Annotated in this window: 16 protein-coding genes; 6 read left to right on the top strand and 10 right to left on the bottom strand. The window is 66.7% G+C overall.

The annotated features are described in order from the left end of the window. Positions 1–12: 12 nt before the first annotated feature. Both BHK69_RS27220 and fliI read right to left on the bottom strand, forming a co-directional pair. Positions 13–366, bottom strand: a complete 354-nt coding sequence (locus BHK69_RS27220) for a DUF1304 domain-containing protein (protein ID WP_069692843.1) — start codon at positions 364–366, stop codon at positions 13–15. 143 nt (positions 367–509) lie between these two features. Continuing rightward, positions 510–1,850 carry a flagellar protein export ATPase FliI gene (fliI, locus tag BHK69_RS27215; protein ID WP_069692842.1) on the bottom strand — a complete coding sequence of 447 codons (1,341 nt, stop codon included), beginning with the start codon at positions 1,848–1,850 and terminating at the stop codon, positions 510–512. A 342-nt stretch (positions 1,851–2,192) separates the two neighbouring features. Here fliI and ctrA point away from each other — a divergent pair, with 342 nt between their 5' ends. Beyond that, entirely contained in the window at positions 2,193–2,894 is a 702-nt protein-coding gene (gene ctrA / locus BHK69_RS27210) for a response regulator transcription factor CtrA (RefSeq protein ID WP_069692841.1), read from the top strand. Positions 2,895–3,078: 184 nt separating this feature from the next. Here ctrA and BHK69_RS27205 read toward each other — a convergent pair whose 3' ends face one another. The 6 genes from BHK69_RS27205 to chpT form a co-directional block, all read right to left on the bottom strand. Then, the gene (locus BHK69_RS27205) at positions 3,079–3,969 is read right to left on the bottom strand and encodes a CheR family methyltransferase (protein ID WP_069692840.1); all 891 of its coding nucleotides are present in this window, start codon (positions 3,967–3,969) and stop codon (positions 3,079–3,081) included. Then, a complete protein-coding gene (gene cheB, locus BHK69_RS27200) occupies positions 3,966–5,078 on the bottom strand; it encodes a chemotaxis-specific protein-glutamate methyltransferase CheB (RefSeq protein WP_069692839.1) in 1,113 nt (370 codons plus the stop codon). The genes BHK69_RS27205 and cheB overlap by 4 nt, the downstream gene beginning before the upstream one ends. 76 nt (positions 5,079–5,154) lie before the next feature. After that, positions 5,155–5,520, bottom strand: a complete 366-nt coding sequence (locus tag BHK69_RS27195; RefSeq protein WP_043237911.1) for a response regulator — start codon at positions 5,518–5,520, stop codon at positions 5,155–5,157. Positions 5,521–5,551: 31 nt separating this feature from the next. Next, complete coding sequence (locus BHK69_RS27190; RefSeq protein WP_069692838.1) at positions 5,552–6,067, bottom strand: chemotaxis protein CheW; 516 nt, start codon at positions 6,065–6,067, stop codon at positions 5,552–5,554. Then, positions 6,064–8,685: a hybrid sensor histidine kinase/response regulator gene (locus tag BHK69_RS27185; RefSeq protein WP_069694001.1), complete on the bottom strand. Its 2,622-nt coding sequence runs from the start codon at positions 8,683–8,685 to the stop codon at positions 6,064–6,066. Before BHK69_RS27185 ends, BHK69_RS27190 begins: the two co-directional genes overlap by 4 nt. 98 nt (positions 8,686–8,783) lie before the next feature. Beyond that, positions 8,784–9,425, bottom strand: a complete 642-nt coding sequence (gene chpT / locus BHK69_RS27180; protein WP_069692837.1) for a histidine phosphotransferase ChpT — start codon at positions 9,423–9,425, stop codon at positions 8,784–8,786. Positions 9,426–9,555: 130 nt separating this feature from the next. Here chpT and BHK69_RS27175 point away from each other — a divergent pair, with 130 nt between their 5' ends. Continuing rightward, positions 9,556–10,407 carry a 3'(2'),5'-bisphosphate nucleotidase CysQ family protein gene (locus BHK69_RS27175; RefSeq protein ID WP_069692836.1) on the top strand — a complete coding sequence of 284 codons (852 nt, stop codon included), beginning with the start codon at positions 9,556–9,558 and terminating at the stop codon, positions 10,405–10,407. Here BHK69_RS27175 and BHK69_RS27170 read toward each other — a convergent pair. Then, positions 10,386–10,988: a YHS domain-containing (seleno)protein gene (locus BHK69_RS27170; protein ID WP_148663607.1), complete on the bottom strand. Its 603-nt coding sequence runs from the start codon at positions 10,986–10,988 to the stop codon at positions 10,386–10,388. The two genes, BHK69_RS27175 and BHK69_RS27170, sit on opposite strands and share 22 nt — an antisense overlap. A 278-nt stretch (positions 10,989–11,266) precedes the next feature. Between BHK69_RS27170 and BHK69_RS27165 the strand changes: the two genes are divergently transcribed. The 4 genes from BHK69_RS27165 to BHK69_RS27150 all read left to right on the top strand — a co-directional run bounded on the left by BHK69_RS27165 (position 11,267) and on the right by BHK69_RS27150 (position 15,163). Further along, positions 11,267–11,857: a DUF1134 domain-containing protein gene (locus BHK69_RS27165; RefSeq protein WP_199578991.1), complete on the top strand. Its 591-nt coding sequence runs from the start codon at positions 11,267–11,269 to the stop codon at positions 11,855–11,857. 99 nt (positions 11,858–11,956) lie between these two features. After that, the gene (locus BHK69_RS27160) at positions 11,957–13,213 is read left to right on the top strand and encodes a coiled-coil domain-containing protein (RefSeq protein WP_069692834.1); all 1,257 of its coding nucleotides are present in this window, start codon (positions 11,957–11,959) and stop codon (positions 13,211–13,213) included. Between the two features lie 145 nt (positions 13,214–13,358). After that, positions 13,359–14,303, top strand: coding sequence for a sugar kinase (locus tag BHK69_RS27155; protein ID WP_244548340.1), 945 nt, complete (start codon positions 13,359–13,361; stop codon positions 14,301–14,303). Continuing rightward, on the top strand, positions 14,303–15,163 hold the full coding sequence (locus BHK69_RS27150; RefSeq protein ID WP_069692832.1) for a TIGR01459 family HAD-type hydrolase: 861 nt from the start codon (positions 14,303–14,305) through the stop codon (positions 15,161–15,163). The genes BHK69_RS27155 and BHK69_RS27150 overlap by 1 nt, the downstream gene beginning before the upstream one ends. Before the next feature lie 15 nt (positions 15,164–15,178). Here the strand turns inward: BHK69_RS27150 and BHK69_RS27145 are convergent, their stop codons facing one another. Next, a complete protein-coding gene (locus BHK69_RS27145; protein WP_069692831.1) occupies positions 15,179–16,714 on the bottom strand; it encodes an MFS transporter in 1,536 nt (511 codons plus the stop codon). Positions 16,715–16,853 lie beyond the last annotated feature (139 nt).

Genomic DNA, 16,853 nt, shown 5'->3' with positions numbered 1-16,853 from the left:
GCTGAGTGTGCTTCAGATCCTGATCAGCAGCGCCAGCAGGGCCAAGGCGGCGGGGGCGGCCTGGATGTAGAGGATCTTGCGGCTCGCCGTCGCCGCGCCATAGAGGCCCGCGACGATCACGCAGGCGAGGAAGAAGGTTTTGATCGCGAAACCAGCTTCGCCGAGCCACAGACCCCAGACCAGCCCTGCGACCAGGAAACCATTGTAGAGGCCCTGATTCGCCGCGAGCGTCTTGCTCTGGGCCGAGAACTCTGCGGTCGTGCCGAACGCCTTGCGGCCGCGCGGGGTGTCCCACCACAGCATTTCGAGCATGACGATATAGGCATGGATCAGCGCGACGACGCAGATCAAGGTGGTCGCTATCATCGGGCTGGCTCCAGTCATGGCAGATAGGCAGCAGTGAACGTCCATTCGCGTGGATTCAGCAAGCGGCCGGCGGAATCCCTCCCCAGACGCCGCTGCCCCGAAAGCTGCGTGCGCTCGTCGCAGGCACGGTCGTCACGCGCGCCTCAGCCGTTCATGATCGCCGACAGCATGGCGTAGCATTCGGGCAGGGAGGTCGCTTCGTCCTTGGCCTGCTTGAGGAAGCCTTCCAGCGCCGGGTTGAGGCGGATCGCCTCGTCGACTTCGGCCGATGCGCCCTGGCGATAGGCGCCGAGCCGAATCAGCTCCTCCATGTCGGCATAGGTCGCGAGCGTCGCGCGCGCTTTCTGCACCACCGGATAGAAAGCCGGGTCGCAGGAGCGTGGCATGGTGCGCGAGACCGATTTCAGGATGTTGATCGCCGGATAGCGCCCGCGCTCGGCGATCGAGCGCTCCATCACGATATGGCCGTCGAGGATGCCGCGCACCGCGTCCGCCACCGGCTCGTCATGGTCGCCGCCATCGACGAGCACGGTGAACAGGCCGGTGATGGCGCCGTCCCCGATGCCCGGCCCGGCGCGCTCGAGCAGGCGCGGCAGTTCGGCGAAGACGGTCGGCGTATAGCCCTTGGTCGTGGGCGGTTCTCCCGCGGCGAGGCCGATCTCGCGCATCGCCATGGCGAAGCGCGTGACCGAATCCATCAGGCACATCACCTGCTTGCCCTGGTCGCGGAAATACTCGGCGAGCGTCAGCGTCGTCATGGCCGCCTGCTTGCGCATCAGGGCGGGCTCGTCCGAGGTCGCGACGACCACGACCGAGCGCGCGAGACCGGAGGGGCCGAGATCGTCCTGCAGGAACTCCTGCACTTCGCGGCCGCGCTCGCCGACGAGGCCGATGATGTTGACGTCGGCCCGAGCGTAGCGCGCCAGCATCGAGAGCAGCACCGACTTGCCGACGCCCGAGCCGGCGAAGATGCCCATGCGCTGGCCGAGGCAGCAGGTCAGGAAGGCGTTGAGCGCGCGCACGCCGAGATCGAGCGGCTTGCCGACGCGACGCCTGGAATGAGCGGGCGGCGGATCGTTGCGGAAGGTGCAGAGCGTTTCGCCCTCGGGCAAGGGCGGGCCGCCATCGACGGGGCGGCCGAGCGCGTCGACGACGCGACCGAGCCAGGCGGAGGTCGGTCTGATGCCGGGCTGGGCCTTGTCGACATAGGCGGGGCAGCCGCGGCGCACGCCGTCGAGCCCGCCATAGGGCATCACCAGTGCCTTTTCTCCGGAGAAGCCGATGACCTCGCAGGGCACGCGGATGCCCGGCGCTATCTCGATCTGGACGCGGCCGCCCAGGCTCATCGCGCCGATCGGCCCCGAAATTTCGACGAGCAGTCCCCGGACCGCTGTGACACGGCCGTAGACCGTGACGCTGTCGAGGCCGCCGATGGCGGCAGCGAGGTTGGAAAGTCGGTCGGGGCCGCGCGAAGCGTTGTTCATAACTGCTTCCGTCAACCTTTCATTTACCTGTGTGATTAACACTGTGTTTCGAGGCTGCGGCGTTTCGCAGGGCCTTTCAGCCCTGTTCCACGACGCTGGTCTCCGCGAAAGGCGATTTCGCGGGTGAAGGCTCCACGATCCGTGTCAAATTCGACTCACCTCGACAAGGATCGTTCACTTTCTCCCAAGAAGCGCTTGCGCTCGGGAATCACGGTTTGTTAACCATTTCTCCGTAGCGTGTCGCGTGGCGTTTCATCGGGCAAGCACGTCATCGTCCTGAGCCGCGGGGGCCCGGATGAGAAGAACGATCAGCTTGCCTGCGGGCGGAATTGGGGACGTGACATGCGGGTTCTGCTGATCGAGGACGATAGCGCAACCGCTCAAAGCATCGAGCTGATGCTCAAATCGGAGAGCTTCAACGTCTACACCACCGATCTGGGTGAGGAAGGCGTCGATCTCGGCAAGCTCTACGACTACGACATCATCCTGCTCGACCTGAACCTGCCCGACATGTCGGGATACGAGGTTCTACGCTCTCTGCGTGTCGCCAAGGTGAAGACGCCCATCCTGATTCTGTCCGGCCTCGCCGGCATCGAGGATAAGGTGAAGGGTCTCGGCTTCGGCGCCGACGACTATCTGACCAAGCCCTTCCACAAGGACGAGCTCGTCGCGCGGATTCACGCGATCGTGCGCCGCTCGAAGGGCCATGCCCAGTCGGTCATCACGACGGGCGACCTCGTGGTCAATCTCGACACCAAGACCGTGGAAGTCGACGCCGCGCGCGTCCACCTCACCGGCAAGGAATACCAGATGCTGGAGCTGCTCTCGCTCCGCAAGGGCACGACGCTGACCAAGGAGATGTTCCTGAACCATCTCTATGGCGGTATGGACGAGCCCGAACTCAAGATCATCGACGTGTTTATCTGCAAGCTGCGCAAGAAGCTCGCCAATGCGTCGGATGGCAAGAACTACATCGAGACCGTCTGGGGCCGCGGCTATGTGCTGCGCGAGCCGATGGACGTCGAGGAACGCATCCCGGCCTGAGATGCGATGGCCCGTTCCGCTCGTCATCGGGCGGTCATGAACGGATGCCAAAACGCCCTTGGCCTGATCGTCGGATGTACACGACAGGTCGACGGGGACCCCGCCGAGAGGCGGGGTTTTTGTTTGGGCGAACCCCTGGTTTTAGTTGGGGACTGCGCGGCCCGACTCTCCGACGAGAGAGGCCTCAACCGCGGACGCTGCGCAGCGTTGGCGTCCTCGCCCGGTCGAAGGGCAGGCCGAGGCCGGCGCTTTGCCCATTGCTCGAGCGGCTTTCGCGATAAAGACCGCGATGGCTCTTGTCGGGCACGATGGTCGTAGTGATGCCGATGACGGTTTCGGCGGCGCCGAGCACGAAGACGCCGTCCGCCGTCAGGCGCTGGGCAAGCGCTGCCATGACCTTGGCCTTGGTCGGTACGTCGAAATAGATCAGCACGTTGCGGCAGAAGATGATGTCGAACTGCCCGAAATGGCTGTTCGGCAGCAGCAGATTATGGGGTTTCAACTCGACCATGGCACGGATGCGCTCGGAGACCTGCCATTTGTCGCCATCCTGCCGGAAATGCCGCAGCAGCATCTGGATCGGCAGGCCGCGTTGCACTTCGAACTGGCTATAGATGCCGGCCCGCGCCTTCTCCAGCACCTCCGAGGAGATGTCGGTACCGAGAATCTCGACCTTCCAGCCAACGAGCCGGGTGGCCATCTCGTCGAGGATCATGGCGAGCGAATAGGCCTCCTGGCCGGTCGAGACCGCCGCGCACCAGATGCGCAGCGTTCGGCTGGCCGCGTTGGCGGTGAGCTTTTCCGGCAGGATCACGTCACGGAACAGGTCGAACGGTGTCCGGTCGCGAAAGAACAGCGTCTCGTTGGTCGTCATCGCTTCGATGACGGCGTTCTCGAGCAAGAGATCGGTACCCGGGCGCAGCGCCTGCACGAGCGTGCTCAACCCATCGATGCTGCGGCGGCGGCAGAGCATGCCGAGGCGGCTTTCGGCGAGATAGCGCTTGTCCTGACTCAATGAGAGGCCGGAACGCAGATGCAGCAGGGCGCGCAGGAAGTCGAAATCCGCCTCGGTCATGAGGGTTTGCCCCCACGCAGCAGGTCGCGGATCGCGCTGCCGATACCGTCGAGCGGGATCACGGCGCTGGCATGCCGCGCCCGCACCACGGAGCCTGGCATGCCCCAGATCGTGCTCGACAATTCGTCCTGGGCGATGACGGCAGCGCCGGCCCGTCGCAGCGCGCCGGCGCCTTCCGTTCCGTCGCTGCCCATGCCGGTGAGCACGAGGCCGAGCGCTGCGGAGCCGAGATGGCGGGCGCCCTCGGTGAAGAGAACATCCACGGCGGGCCGGCAGAAGCGCACCGGTGGCGCGTCGCTGATGCTGGCGACGAGATGGCCGAGCTTGCGGTCGATGCCGAGATGCCGGCCTCCGGGGGCGACATAGATCGTGCCACGCGAGAGGCGCTCGCCGTCATAGGGTTCGCGCGCCGGTATGCCGATCTGCGCGCTGACCTGCTCAGCGAAGGAGGCGGTGAAGAGCGGCGGCATGTGCTGGACGATCAGGGTCGTCAGGTCATTCAGCGCATCGCCGATATCGGCGAGCACCTTGGCGACGGCGCGGGGGCCTCCGGTGGAAGCGCCGATCATCAGATAGCGCGGCATCACCGAGACGAGATTGCGCAGGTTCACCGGCCCGGCCGGAGTGAAATCGAGGTCGATCTCCGGCGGCAGCGCTCCCGCGCGGGCCGGGGACTGCGCGATGTTGCTGAGTTTGAGCAGGAATTCACTACGGAAATCGAGCGACAGCGTCATGCCGCCACGGCTGTCCGGCTTGGAGAGCACATCCATCGCGCCTTTGGTCATGCATTCCAGCGCGATGCGGGCGTTGCGCTCGGTCAACGTGGTGGCGAGCAATACGCCGGTATGGGGACTCTCCTTCAGGATCTGGGGCAGGGCCTCTGCTCCCCCGAGGCCGGGCATATTGAGGTCGAGCACCATCACGTCCGGATGGAAGCGCCCGGCATGGGCCACCGCCGTTTCGCCGTCGCCAGCGACCGCGACGACATGGAACTGCCCGCTCTCGCCGAGCCAGCGCGCGAAGAGACCGCGCACGACGACGGAATCGTCGGCGATCACGACCGTCTTGGGTCGCTGCGCCGCTGCGCTTCCTGGTGAGAGGCTCGTCATGTGTCGCGCCTCCGGCGGACTTGTCACAGGTCGTAGCGGCACCAGGCAGCGGCGAGGGAACTCACCGCGCTATGGCTCACAGCAGGCCCACCTGATGGAATTTCGAAGCGACGATTTCCTTGTCGAAGGGCTTCATGATGTATTCGTCGGCGCCGGCATGCATGGCCCGCGCAATATGGGCGATGTCGTTCTCGGTGGTGCAGAACACGACCTTGGGCCGCTTGCCACCCGGCATCTGCCGTAGCGTGCGCAGAAAATCGTAGCCGTCCATGATCGGCATATTCCAGTCGAGCAGGACGGCGTCCGGCATCTCGCCCTTGCAGGCGTCGATGGCGCGCGCGCCATCCTCGGCCTCGGCGATGCGGAACTGCAGGCCTTCCAGAATGCGGCGGGCGACTTTGCGGATCACGGCGGAGTCATCGACGACAAGACAATACTTCATGGTTTTTCTCCAAAAATCGTAGGGCGACGCCTCAGGCGGCCACCGGCAAATCAAGCTTCAGGACGGCATCGACATCGAGGACGACGAGAAGGCGCTCGTCGAGACGATGCACGCCGGCCGCAAGTGCGGCCCAACTGGCATCGAGATGCACGGGAACAGGTTCGAAGGTCGAATGGTCCAAGCGCATCACCTCTCCGACCGCATCGACGATCAGCGCATAGGCCTCGCCGCCAAGGTCGATGCCGACCGCGACGAGTTCGCAGGCCTCGTCATGGCGGGGGGTGGCTGCGACCGGGTGGCCGAGACGCTGGCGCAGGCAAATGGCGGTGACGACACGCCCGCGCAGGTTCAGCAGACCGACGATCTCGGAGGGCGCGCGCGGGACGGTCGTGATCTGGTTGGCGATGAAGACGTCGTGGACGCGTCCGATCGGCAGCCCGAGCAGCTGCTCGCCGACGGTGACAGTGACATAGTCCAGCGATTCGCCGAAAGCCGCAGCCGCCGAGACGGCGCCGGGTGCGGGTGCATTGGCGTCGTGCTTGCTCATGCGGCCTGCCTCATGCCGGATTTGCGTTCCGCCAGCTCGCTCAGCAAGGCGCGGCGATCGAATTTGGCGATGACCTCGTCGAGCCGCACCTGCGCCGCGCGCATGTGCAATTCCGGGGTGGCGAGCGAGGTCAGGCCGAGAATCCGGAGGCGGCCGCCGCTTTCGGAGGCGCGCAGCGCCGCGGCGAAGGCGTAGGCGGCGTCCGGGGTGCGGTCGAGGTCGATCAGCACGCAGGTCATCGCCTCGTGCGCGGCCAGCCGCGTCGCAGTCTCGAAATCGGAGGCGAAGGCGATCTGCCGTCCCGAGGCTTTCAACACGGGGCTCAGCATCTCGCGCAGGAAGTCGGAGGGTTCGACCAGCAGGATCCGTGCGGCATCGATCGGCTGCGCGTCTGAGCGTCGGCCGCTCAGCCAGCCCGGGTCGTCCTTCGGCAGGTAGTGGGCGAGGTCGAGGATGTCGGTGGCGCGGCCGCGAATGATGGCCGAGCCGATCACGCCGCGGTCGATCATCGAGGCGATCTCGACATCGAGCACCTCATCGACGATGTCGACGATCGCATCGACCGCGAGCCCCAGGATCAGTTCTCCCTCGGAGATGATGACGAGCGGCTGCAGTCCCTCCGCGCGGATCGCGGCCTCGCCGACCGGAATGATCGGCATCAGCCGGTTGCGGTAATGCAGGAGGACACGGCCGCCGCTATGCTGGAATTCGCCGGCATCGACCTCCTCGAGCCGGGTCACCAGCGAGAGCGGCACCGCCTTGACGCCTTCGAGCCCGGCGCGGAACACCAGCATCGTCGTCTTCTCGGCGGTGGGCGACTGGGCTTGCGCCGGCGCCTCGACACGCAGCGCATCGACGGTCGCGGCCGCGCCGACGAGTCGGGCGATGCCGTTGGGATCGACGATCAGCACCACGGCGCCATCGCCAAGGATCGTGTTCCCGGAGAACAGCGGGATATGCCGCAGTTTCGTCGACATCGGTTTGACGACGATTTCCTCGGTGTGGAAGACACCGTCGACCAGGATCCCGAACTGGCGCTCGCCGATCTGCGTCACCACGATGAAGCCGTCATCGGTCTGCGCGCCGGCTGCCCCCATCAGGGCGGACAGGGCGATGATCGGCAGCAGGCGGTCGCGCAGGCGCAGCACCGGCGCGCCGTTGATCTGCTCGACGCGATGGTCCGCGCCCGCCTTCACCCGGACGAGCTCGCGCACCACGATCTGCGGAATGGCGAAGCGCTGCTTGCCGGCCACGACGATGAGGGCGGAGACGATCGCCAGCGTCAGCGGGATCTTGATGGTGATGGTGGTGCCGATGCCGGGCGTGCTGGCGACGTCGATGATGCCGCCGATGGCGTCGACATTGACCTTGACGACATCCATGCCGACGCCGCGGCCCGAGACCGCCGTCACGCTTTCCGCCGTCGAGAAGCCGGGGTGGAAGATGAAGCGGCTGATCTGCGCGTCGCTCATGCGCTCGATCTCGGCCTCCTGGGCGAGGCCTTGCTGCAGGGCCTTGCGCCGGATGCGCGCGATGTCGAGGCCGCGTCCGTCATCGGAGATCGCGATCGTCACCGAGCCGCCCTCGTGATAGGCGGCGAGACGGATGGTGCCGTGCTCGGGCTTGCCCGCCGCGAGCCGCTCTTCCCGCGCTTCGATGGCATGGTCGGCGCAGTTGCGGACCATATGGGTGAGCGGATCCTTGATCAGGTCGAGGATCTGGCGGTCGAGCTCGGTATCGGTGCCCTCCATCACCAGTTCGATGCGCTTGCCAAGTTCAGCGCCGAGATCGCGCACGATGCGCGGCAACTTCGACCAGGCGTTGCCGATCGGCTGCATGCGCGTCTTCATGACGCCGTCCTGCAGCTCCGCCGTGATCAGCGAGAGCCGCTGCAGCGGTGCCTTGAGGCCGACATCCTCCTGCTTGCGGGATATCTCCAGAAGCTGGTTGCGGGTCAAGACGAGCTCCGACACCATCGTCATCAGATGCTCGATGGTGTCGACATTGACGCGCAGCGTCGCGGAGCCGCCGGGGCGGCTCTCGCGCGGCGCGCGCTCGTCCGCCGTCTTCGCCGCAGCCGGCACTTCGATGCGTCCGTTCGGGCCGCGCTCCGGCCCTGGCGCACTACGGAAGACGAGATCGAGCTCGTCCTCGCTCATAGGCGAGCCATGGCGGGTGAGATAAGCGGCGACGGGGTCACTTGGTTCGCCGCTCTCCGGCGGCAGATGCGACAATTCGGCTTTCGCCTGGTCGGCCAGGGCCAATAATTCCGTGATCAGCACCTCGTCATTGCCGACGGGCTCCTGGCCCTTCTCGGCGAGCTCGGCGAGAATCTCCTTGATGCAGTCGATGGTTTCGAGAATGGCGGTGACGGCGATCGCGCTGACGGTGGCCCCATCCCGGAACTGGCCGATCACCGACTCGGCCGCATGGGTCAGCGCTTCCAGCCGGGGCAGGCCGATGAAGCCGCAAGTGCCTTTCACCGTATGCACCAGGCGGAAGATGTTCCGCAGGATCTCGCGGTTGTTCGGCTCCTGCTCGAAGCGTACGAGTTCCCGATCGACCGTGTCGATGTTCTCGCCGGTCTCGCTCAGGAACTCTTGCAGCAGATCATCCATGCCGAAGACCATCACCCACGCAACAATACCGGGCGATCTAAGCAGGAGAAGGGTTTATGATCTGTTTCGATCGAACCCGCAGCGCAATGATTCGGCGCTCAATCGGCCTTTTGTGCGGTGATGCTGACCGTGTCGCCTTCGATGGCGAAACTGATCGCCATGCCGGCGGCGCGGGCGACCATGCCGGTGTAGAGCGGCTGGACGGCATGGGCGTCGATCGTGCCGGTCTCGGAATGGCCCGCGATCAAATCCTCGACATGGTTGGGAATGCGCGCATGCGAGCCCGTGGCGGTGATGACGAAGCGGCCCTGCTCGCCCTCGATCGTGGCGCGGGAGACCAGTTTGCCGCCGCGCGGCACCGCATGGGTCGCCAGAATGAGCAGATTGAGGAGCAGCTTGACCTGGTTCTTCGGCAGCAAGGCGCGTGGCGCCTCCCAGTCGAGCGAGAGCTTGTCATCGTTGAGGAAGCCGTTGGCGACATTGCCGGCGTCGCCGAGGTCGATCATCGCGCCGGCGGAACCGGCCGCTCCGAAGGCGAGGCGGGCGAATTGCAAGCGCGCCGAGGCGCTGCGGGCACTCTTCTTGATCAGGTCCAGCGCGAAATCACGCATGGAGGGATCGTCCTCCTCCAGAACCTCCAGCGCGTTGACAATGGCGCCGACCGGGCTGATCACGTCATGGCAGACGCGGCTGCAGAGGAGCGCGGCTAGGTCTAGCGGCTCGAGCGAGATGGCGGTCATGGCTTGGGGTCCTGCGATCGACGGTGCGGAGCGCGCGGTGTAAAGCGGCGCCATTCATACAAAGATATGGTGCCATCTTGGTTTGCATGTGGTTAACCCTGATTTTCTTGTCGAAGGGGCGCTCGGGACGATGATCGGCCAGGACGACCCCCGTCTTTGCGACTGCAACGATCTGGCGCGCCGGCTCGCGGAAGCCGCGCGCCTGAGCGCGGCGGTACTGCTGACGATGCGCATGGCGCGCGACGTCAAGGTCAAGGCCGACGGGTCGCCGGTCTGTTCGGCCGATCTCGCGGCCGATCATACCGCCAAGGGCGCGCTTGCGCGCCTGCTGCCCGGCTTCCCGGTGATCAGCGAGGAAAGCGCCGACGCCGTCGCGCCCGCTCCGATCTTCATCCTGCTCGATCCGCTGGACGGCACGCGCGAGTTCCTGGCCAATGGCGACAGCTATTGCGTGGCGATCGCGATCATCCGCGACGGCCGGCCGATCGCTGGCGCGATCGCAGCCCCGCAGCTCGGGCGGCTCTGGTTCGCCGGCGAGGGCGCCTTCGCGCAGCGTCTGGCATCGGATGGGGCGGCGCTGGGTGAGCCCGAGCGCATCCATGTCCGGTCGCTTCCGCCCGATGGGCCGGTCACCCTGGTCAGCCGCTTCCATGGCGACGAGCTCAGCGACAAGGTCGCGGTGGCTATGGGATCGCGCGCCACGACGCCGATGTCGTCGGCGGTCAAGTTCGGGCTCATCGCCTCGGGCGAGGCCGATCTGCATGTGCGCGCCGGCCAGACGATGGAATGGGACATTGCGGCCGGAGACGCGATCCTGAAGGCCGCGGGCGGCAGCGTGCTGATGCTGGACGGGGACTTGCCGCGCTATGGCGCGAGCGAGCGCCAGTTTCGCAACCCGCCCTTCGTGGCGGCCAGCAGTGAAGCGCTCGCACGCCGCGCGGCCGCGGCGGCGGAGGACGCTCAGCGCGCGATGGTCCCGTAGACATCCTTCCACTGCGCTTCGGCGAGCTGGAACAGCGCGGCGTTGCTGATGAAGCGCCGGCGGTTCTCGGCCGTACGGAACAAGTAGAGCCGCGAATCGATCACGGCGAACAGGTGCGGATCGCTCTCGACCGCCCGGCCATCGGCGACGCCCGTGGCGTCAAACCCGGCAAAGGCTGGCTCATAGACGTCAGGCGCGTCGCGGAACGCCGCACGGTTGGCGGCGGAGGCAAAGCGCCAGACCGCGCCGCCATGGCTGAGTTCGTAGTCCTGACGACCCGGCGTCGCGCGTCCCAGCAGCTGATAGGCGACGGGGTCATAGCCGTGGAGCGCGAAGCCGGAGGGCGTGTCGCGCTGCATCATCTCGCCCAGGCGCGGCAGCTGGGGCAGGCCCGAGGGCAGGCCGGGCATGACCGAATCCGAGGAGGCCAGGTTTTGCGCGGAGGAAAGGTTTTGCGCGGAGGAAAGGCTTGGCGCGGAGGAGGCGAGCGGCTGCGTGGCCATGACCGGCTGGATCGCGATGGCGAGCGCTAGCACGCCGACCGCAATCGAGATCCAGCGCTGCCATGTTGCGGCCTTCATCGCGTCAAATCCTTTGGATGTCAGTTCTTCGGTGAGCCGTAGCGCGCCGGAATCTTCACGGGTTGGATACACTTGCAAGGTATCAAACCCGTTACCGAAATGGTGCGTATTTGCGCGGTGTCATGCTTCGCGTTCGAAAACCGCGCGTTTCCGCGTGGTTCAGAGCTCCCCTCCGACAGGGGGATCGGCACGGATCTGCAGTGGACTGCACTGCTGGCTCCACGGTCTTCCGGTCGGTTTGAATTCACGAACTGGCGCCCAGCCCGGAGATGAACTCGATGATAAAGACACGCCGCAGCTTCGTCGCTGGAGGGCTCGCGCTTGCGAGCGCCGGCTTGGCGATGCAGTCCGCCCCCGCCCTCGCTCAGCAGAACTACAGCCAGAGCCGGTCGTTCTCGCAAAACGAGCTCGTCGGCTCCGGCCATCAATTCTTCGGAAACGTCTCGCGCGGCCTTGCCTTGACGATCGAAGAGGCTGTGCGGCGCTGGGGCGAGCCCAATGGCTATGTGCTGGGCCAGGAGGCCTCCGGCGCCTTCGTCGGCGGGCTGCGTTATGGCGAGGGTACGCTGTTCACCCGCAATGCCGGCGACCGCAAGGTGTTCTGGCAAGGGCCGTCCGTCGGCTTCGATTTCGGCGGTGAGGGCGCCCGCACGATGATGCTGGTCTATAACCTGCCGGCGGTCGAGGCGCTCTACCAGCGTTTCGTCGGCGTCGACGGCTCGGCCTATTTCATCGGCGGCTTCGGCTTTACCGCCATGGCGGCCGAGAATGTGACGCTGGTGCCGATCCGCACCGGCATCGGTTGGCGCCTGGGCGTCAATCTCGGCTATCTGAAGTTCACGCCTCAGGCGACCTGGAACCCCTTCTGAGAGCGTCTGCTGAGAGGGCTCTGCCGAAGCGCTGGTCATGATGCGGCCGGCGTGGCAGTTTCACGTGTCTGATCATGTCCAGATGCGGAGCGGCAAGTCTTGATCGAAGCCGTCATGCTCGTGATGCTCGGCTTTCTGTCGGCGACGCTGTTGGCGTTGGCGGCGGTCCCGGCCTTGGCGCGCCGCGCCGACAGGCTGGCGCGCAAGCGGGCCGAGGCGGCGTTCCCCCTGTCGCTTGCCGAGATCGCCGCTGACCGCGACCATTTGCGGGCGGAACTCGCCTTGCGCGCGCGGGGGCTGGAGCAACAGGCCGAGCGTGGCTTTGCCGCCAAGGCGGCGGCAATGCAGGATATCGGCCGGCGCGACATGACGATCGGTCAGCTCGAACGTGATCTGCGCGCCGGTAGGGCGCGGATTGCCGATCTCGACGCGGACCTGACCGCGACGCGCGGCAAGCTCGCTGAGACGCAAGGCCGGCTCGCCGTCGAGACCGCGAGCCATGCGGAGACGGGCAAGCTGCTGGACAAGCGCATCGCGGACCTCGCCGCCCTCGAGCGCAGCCTCACTGAGGCGCGCATGGCGCTGACCGGCACGAGCGCCGATCTATCTGCGCGCGGCGCGGAGCTCGACCAGGAGCGCGCGACCTTGGGCCGGGTTCAGGCACTGCTGGGCGAGCGTGATGCGGAGCTCGCCGCGCTGCGGGGAGAGAGCGACGTGCTGCAAGCCTCGCAGCTCGAGCATCGGACGCAGATGCTGGTGCTGGAAGGCCGGTCTGCCGACCTGTCAGGCCGTCTTGCGGCTGCCGAGCAGGGGCTCGTTGTGGCCAAGATCGCGCTCTCGGCGATGACGATTGATCGCGACAGCGAAAGGCTGCGCGCCGACACTCTGTCTGCGCGCGCGGCTCAAGCTGAAGCCGGGCTGGCGGCGGCGGATGCTGCGAGCGCTGCGGCCACAGTCGAGACCCGCCGCATCCAGGGCTTGCTGAAGCAGGAGACCGAGGCGCTCGCTTTGCAGATGCAGGCGCGCCTGGCGGCCGAGCAGGTCGCCGAGGAGCTGAAAGCCACGAGGCTCGGAGCCGACCATAAGCTCAGGCAGGAAAACGAGGCCATGCGCGGGCATTTGCGCGAGCGTGAGCAGCGCTTGGAGACGCTGCATGCCGAAATACAGACCTTGCAGGGCGCGCTGATGCAGGCGCGGACCGAACGAGGCGTCCCGAAGCGCGAGGACGCGAAACCGGCGGTGCCGGCCTCATCCGTCGCTGTGCCCGCCGGCGGTACGACCACGCTCCGGCGCGACATCATGAAGGTCACTAGGCGCCTGAAGGCCAGGCGGGCGAAGCAGGAAGCCGCCGAATAGATCAGGCGACGGGCCCGGCGTCGCTTCGTAAGGCCTGGCTCGATAAGGCCTGCTTTCGAAAACCCGTTTCCACTTTTCCGCATCCTGCTCTAGGAAAGCGCGCTTGCGCATCCCTGCGAGACCCCTGTCCGAGATGGTTTCTGCCGTGACCGAACCCAAGATCGATCTGCTTTGTATCGGCGAACCGCTGGGCGAGTTCAACGCGACGCGCGGCGATGCCGGCTCCTTCCAGTTCGGCCATGGCGGTGACACCTCCAACTGCGCCGTCGCCGCGGCTCGCCAGGGCGCCTCGGTCGCCTATGCGGGCGCGCTGGGTGATGACAGCGCCGGCCGCTCCCTGCGTGGGCTGTGGCAGCGCGAGAGCGTCGATGATCGCCATGTTTCGACGCATCCAAGTGCGCCGACCGGGCTCTATTTTGTCGATCATGGGCCGAGCGGCCATGTCTTCTCCTATCTGCGGGCGGGCTCCGCCGCGAGCCTCTACGGGCCGCGCGATCTGCCGCGCGAGCTGATCCGCTCCGCGCGCATCATCCAGGCCTCGGGTATCAGTCAGGCGATTTCGGCGAGCGCCTGCGATGCGGTGTTCGAAGCCTTCGCGACCGCGCGCGAGGCCGGCGTGCTGACCGCCTACGACACCAATCTGCGCCTCAAGCTCTGGCCGCTGACGCGGGCGCGAGCGATCATCCACGCCGCCTGCGCGATGTCGGACATCGTGCTGCCGGGGCTGGACGATGCGACCCAGCTCACCGGCCTGAATTCTCCCGACGCCATCGTCGATTTCTATCTCGGCCTCGGTGCGCGGGTGGTGGCATTGACGCTCGGCCATGAGGGCTCGCTGGTGGCGACGCCTGTCCGGCGCGAGCGTCTGGTGCCGATCAAGGTCGAGGCCATCGATGCGACCGGAGCGGGCGACTGCTATGACGGTGCGTTCCTGTCGGAATATATCCGCACCGGCGACGCCTTCGCGGCCGGGGTTTACGCCAATGTCGCCGCCGCGCTCTCGACGCAGGGCTATGGTGCGGTCGCGCCGCTGCCCCGCCGCGCCGATGTCGAGGCGCGGATGGCGCTCGAGGCAAGGGCTGGGCGGTGATGAGCGTTCCGGTTCTGACCGAGGCGGGCGCGCTGCTTGCCCGCTACGATGTGCTGATCAGCGATGTCTGGGGCGTGGTTCATGACGGCGTCTGGGCGCTGCAACCGGCCTGCGACGCCTTGACCCGCTTCCGCGAGGCGGGCGGGGCGGTGGTGCTGCTCTCGAACGCGCCGGGCCCCTCGCAACAGGTCGCCGGCGTGCTCGACAAGAAGCGTGTGCCGCGCCAGGCTTGGGACCGGCTGGTGACCTCCGGCGACGTGACGAAGGCGCTGATCGCTGGGAGCCATCACCATAAGGTGTTTCATATCGGCTGGCATGACGACCGCTCGATTTTCGAAGGCGCCGACATCGTCCTGGTCGGGGAGGAGGAAGCCGATCTCGTCGTCGCCACCGAGCTCAATGATTACCGTACCGAGACGCCGGAGCAGTACCGCCCGCAGCTCGCGCGCTTTGCCGCGCGCGGCGTGCCCTTCATCTGCGGCAATCCCGATCTCGTCGTCCATGTCGGGGAGGATCTCCTGCCCTGCGCCGGGGCGCTGGCTGCGATCTATGAGGAGCTCGGCGGCCAGGTTGCCTGGGCCGGCAAGCCGCACCGGCCGGCCTATGACCTCGCGCTGGAGGCCGCCCGTGCAGCGCGCGGCGGTCGTACGGTTGACCCCGCCAAGGTGCTCGTCATCGGCGATGCGGTTCGCACCGACCTCGCCGGCGCGCGAATGATGGGCTTCGACAGCCTGTTCATCGCCGGCGGCATCCATCGCGAGGAGACGATGAGCGGTGGCGTCGTCAATCCGGCCGGGCTTGCCAAGGTGCTCGCCGGGTTGCCGATCCAGCCAAAGGCGGCGATGGGCGCGCTGGGGTGAACCTGCCCCCTGCCTCTAATGCGGCTCGCCCGGGCGGGCGTCTCGCAGCACCGTCAGCGTGACGGCGATGCAGAACAGCATGCCAGCGACCGACAGGATGGCCGATGCGTGGAAGCCCGCCATGAAGGCAGCGCTCGCCTGCGCCAGAATCGGCCCCGCTTGATCCGGGGTGAGTTTGGCCGCGAGCGCGAGCGCCCCGCCCAGCGTCGCCCGCGCCGGGGCGAGTGCGTCCGCGCTGATGCCGGGCACCACGATATCCGTCATGCGGCTGCGATAGAGTGCCGCGCCAAGGCTGCCGAGCACGGCGATGCCGAGCGCGCCGCCGAGTTCCGCGCTGGTCTCCGACATGGCGGAGGCGGCGCCCGTCCGTTCCGGGGGCGCCGACCCGACGACGATTCCGGTCGTCAGGGTGATCACCGGCGTGAAGCCGACCGAGAAGACCACCGAGGCCGCAACGATCTGGACGAGATCCGGCGCGAAGACGAGCCAGATGAAGCCGAGCGCGGAGACCGCCAGGCCGCTCGCCATCAACGTGGCGGGCTTGCTGCGGGCGGCGAGCGCGGGCGTCACGAAGGAGGCGAGCGTGAAGGCGATGGCCGAGGGCAGCGACCAGAAGCCGGCCTGCAGCGGCGTCAGGCCGGCGACGAGCTGGAAATACTGCGCCAGGAAGATAAAGCTGCCGAACATGAACAGGATGCTGGCGAGGTTGATCGCCAGCGCAGCCCTGAAGGCGGGGATGCGGAACATGGCGAGGTCGACCATCGGGTCGGCCAGTTTCGCCTGCCGCCGCAGGAAGACCAAGGCGAGGCTGAGCCCCGCCAGGATCGCCACCGCGGCCAGCGGCCCGAAGCCAGCTTCAGCCCAGTGCTTGATGCCGTAGATTAGCCCGAGCACCGCGGCCAGCGAGAGCAGAGCGCTGAGGAGATCGATGCGTCCAGCATTCGGCGCCCGGTATTCCGGCAGCAGGATGGGGCCGATGACCAGCAGCAGGAGCATCGGCGGCACGGCGATGAGGAACACCGAGCCCCACCAGAGATACTCGATCAGCAAACCGCCGACGACCGGGCCGATGATGGCCCCGGCGGAGAAGCTCGCGATCCACATCGATATCGCGAAGGTGCGCTCTTTCTCATCGTCGAACATCACGGCGATGAGCGAGAGCGTGGAGGGGGCGAGCGTCGCACCGGCGATGCCGAGAACGGCGCGCATCGTGATCAGCATCTCGACGCTGTTCGAGAACGCGGCGACGGTCGATGCCAGGCCGAAGAACGCCGCGCCGAGCGTCAGCAGCCGGCGCCGACCGATTCGGTCCCCGAGTGTGCCCATGGTCATCAGGAACCCCGCGACCATGAAGCCGTAAATATCGATGATCCGGAGGAGTTGGCTCGCGCTGGGCTTCAGCTCGCGTGTCAGCGTCGGCACGGCGAGGTTCAGCACCGTCAGATCCATCGAGTAGATCATGCAGGGCAGGGCGATCGCGAGCAGGCCAAGCCATTCGCGGCGCGTCGCCTTTCTGCCGCCTTGCGACGGGACGGGAGCCGAAGTCATCATTCTCTCGCAGCGGTTCTTTCCGGGGCGCGCCTCTTGCCACGAGAGTGCGGCCGAAGCTGGCAGGAGACGGTGTATCAGCTCGTCCCTGTGACGAGACAGCCAGCGCGTCTTCGAGCAGGCCTGAACGCGAAGCGCAATC

The organism is Bosea vaviloviae, from assembly GCF_001741865.1.
GTDB lineage: Bacteria > Pseudomonadota > Alphaproteobacteria > Rhizobiales > Beijerinckiaceae > Allobosea > Allobosea vaviloviae.
The sequence above is the reverse complement of the archived record's forward strand: the minus strand, read 5'-3'. Positions and strand labels throughout refer to the sequence as shown.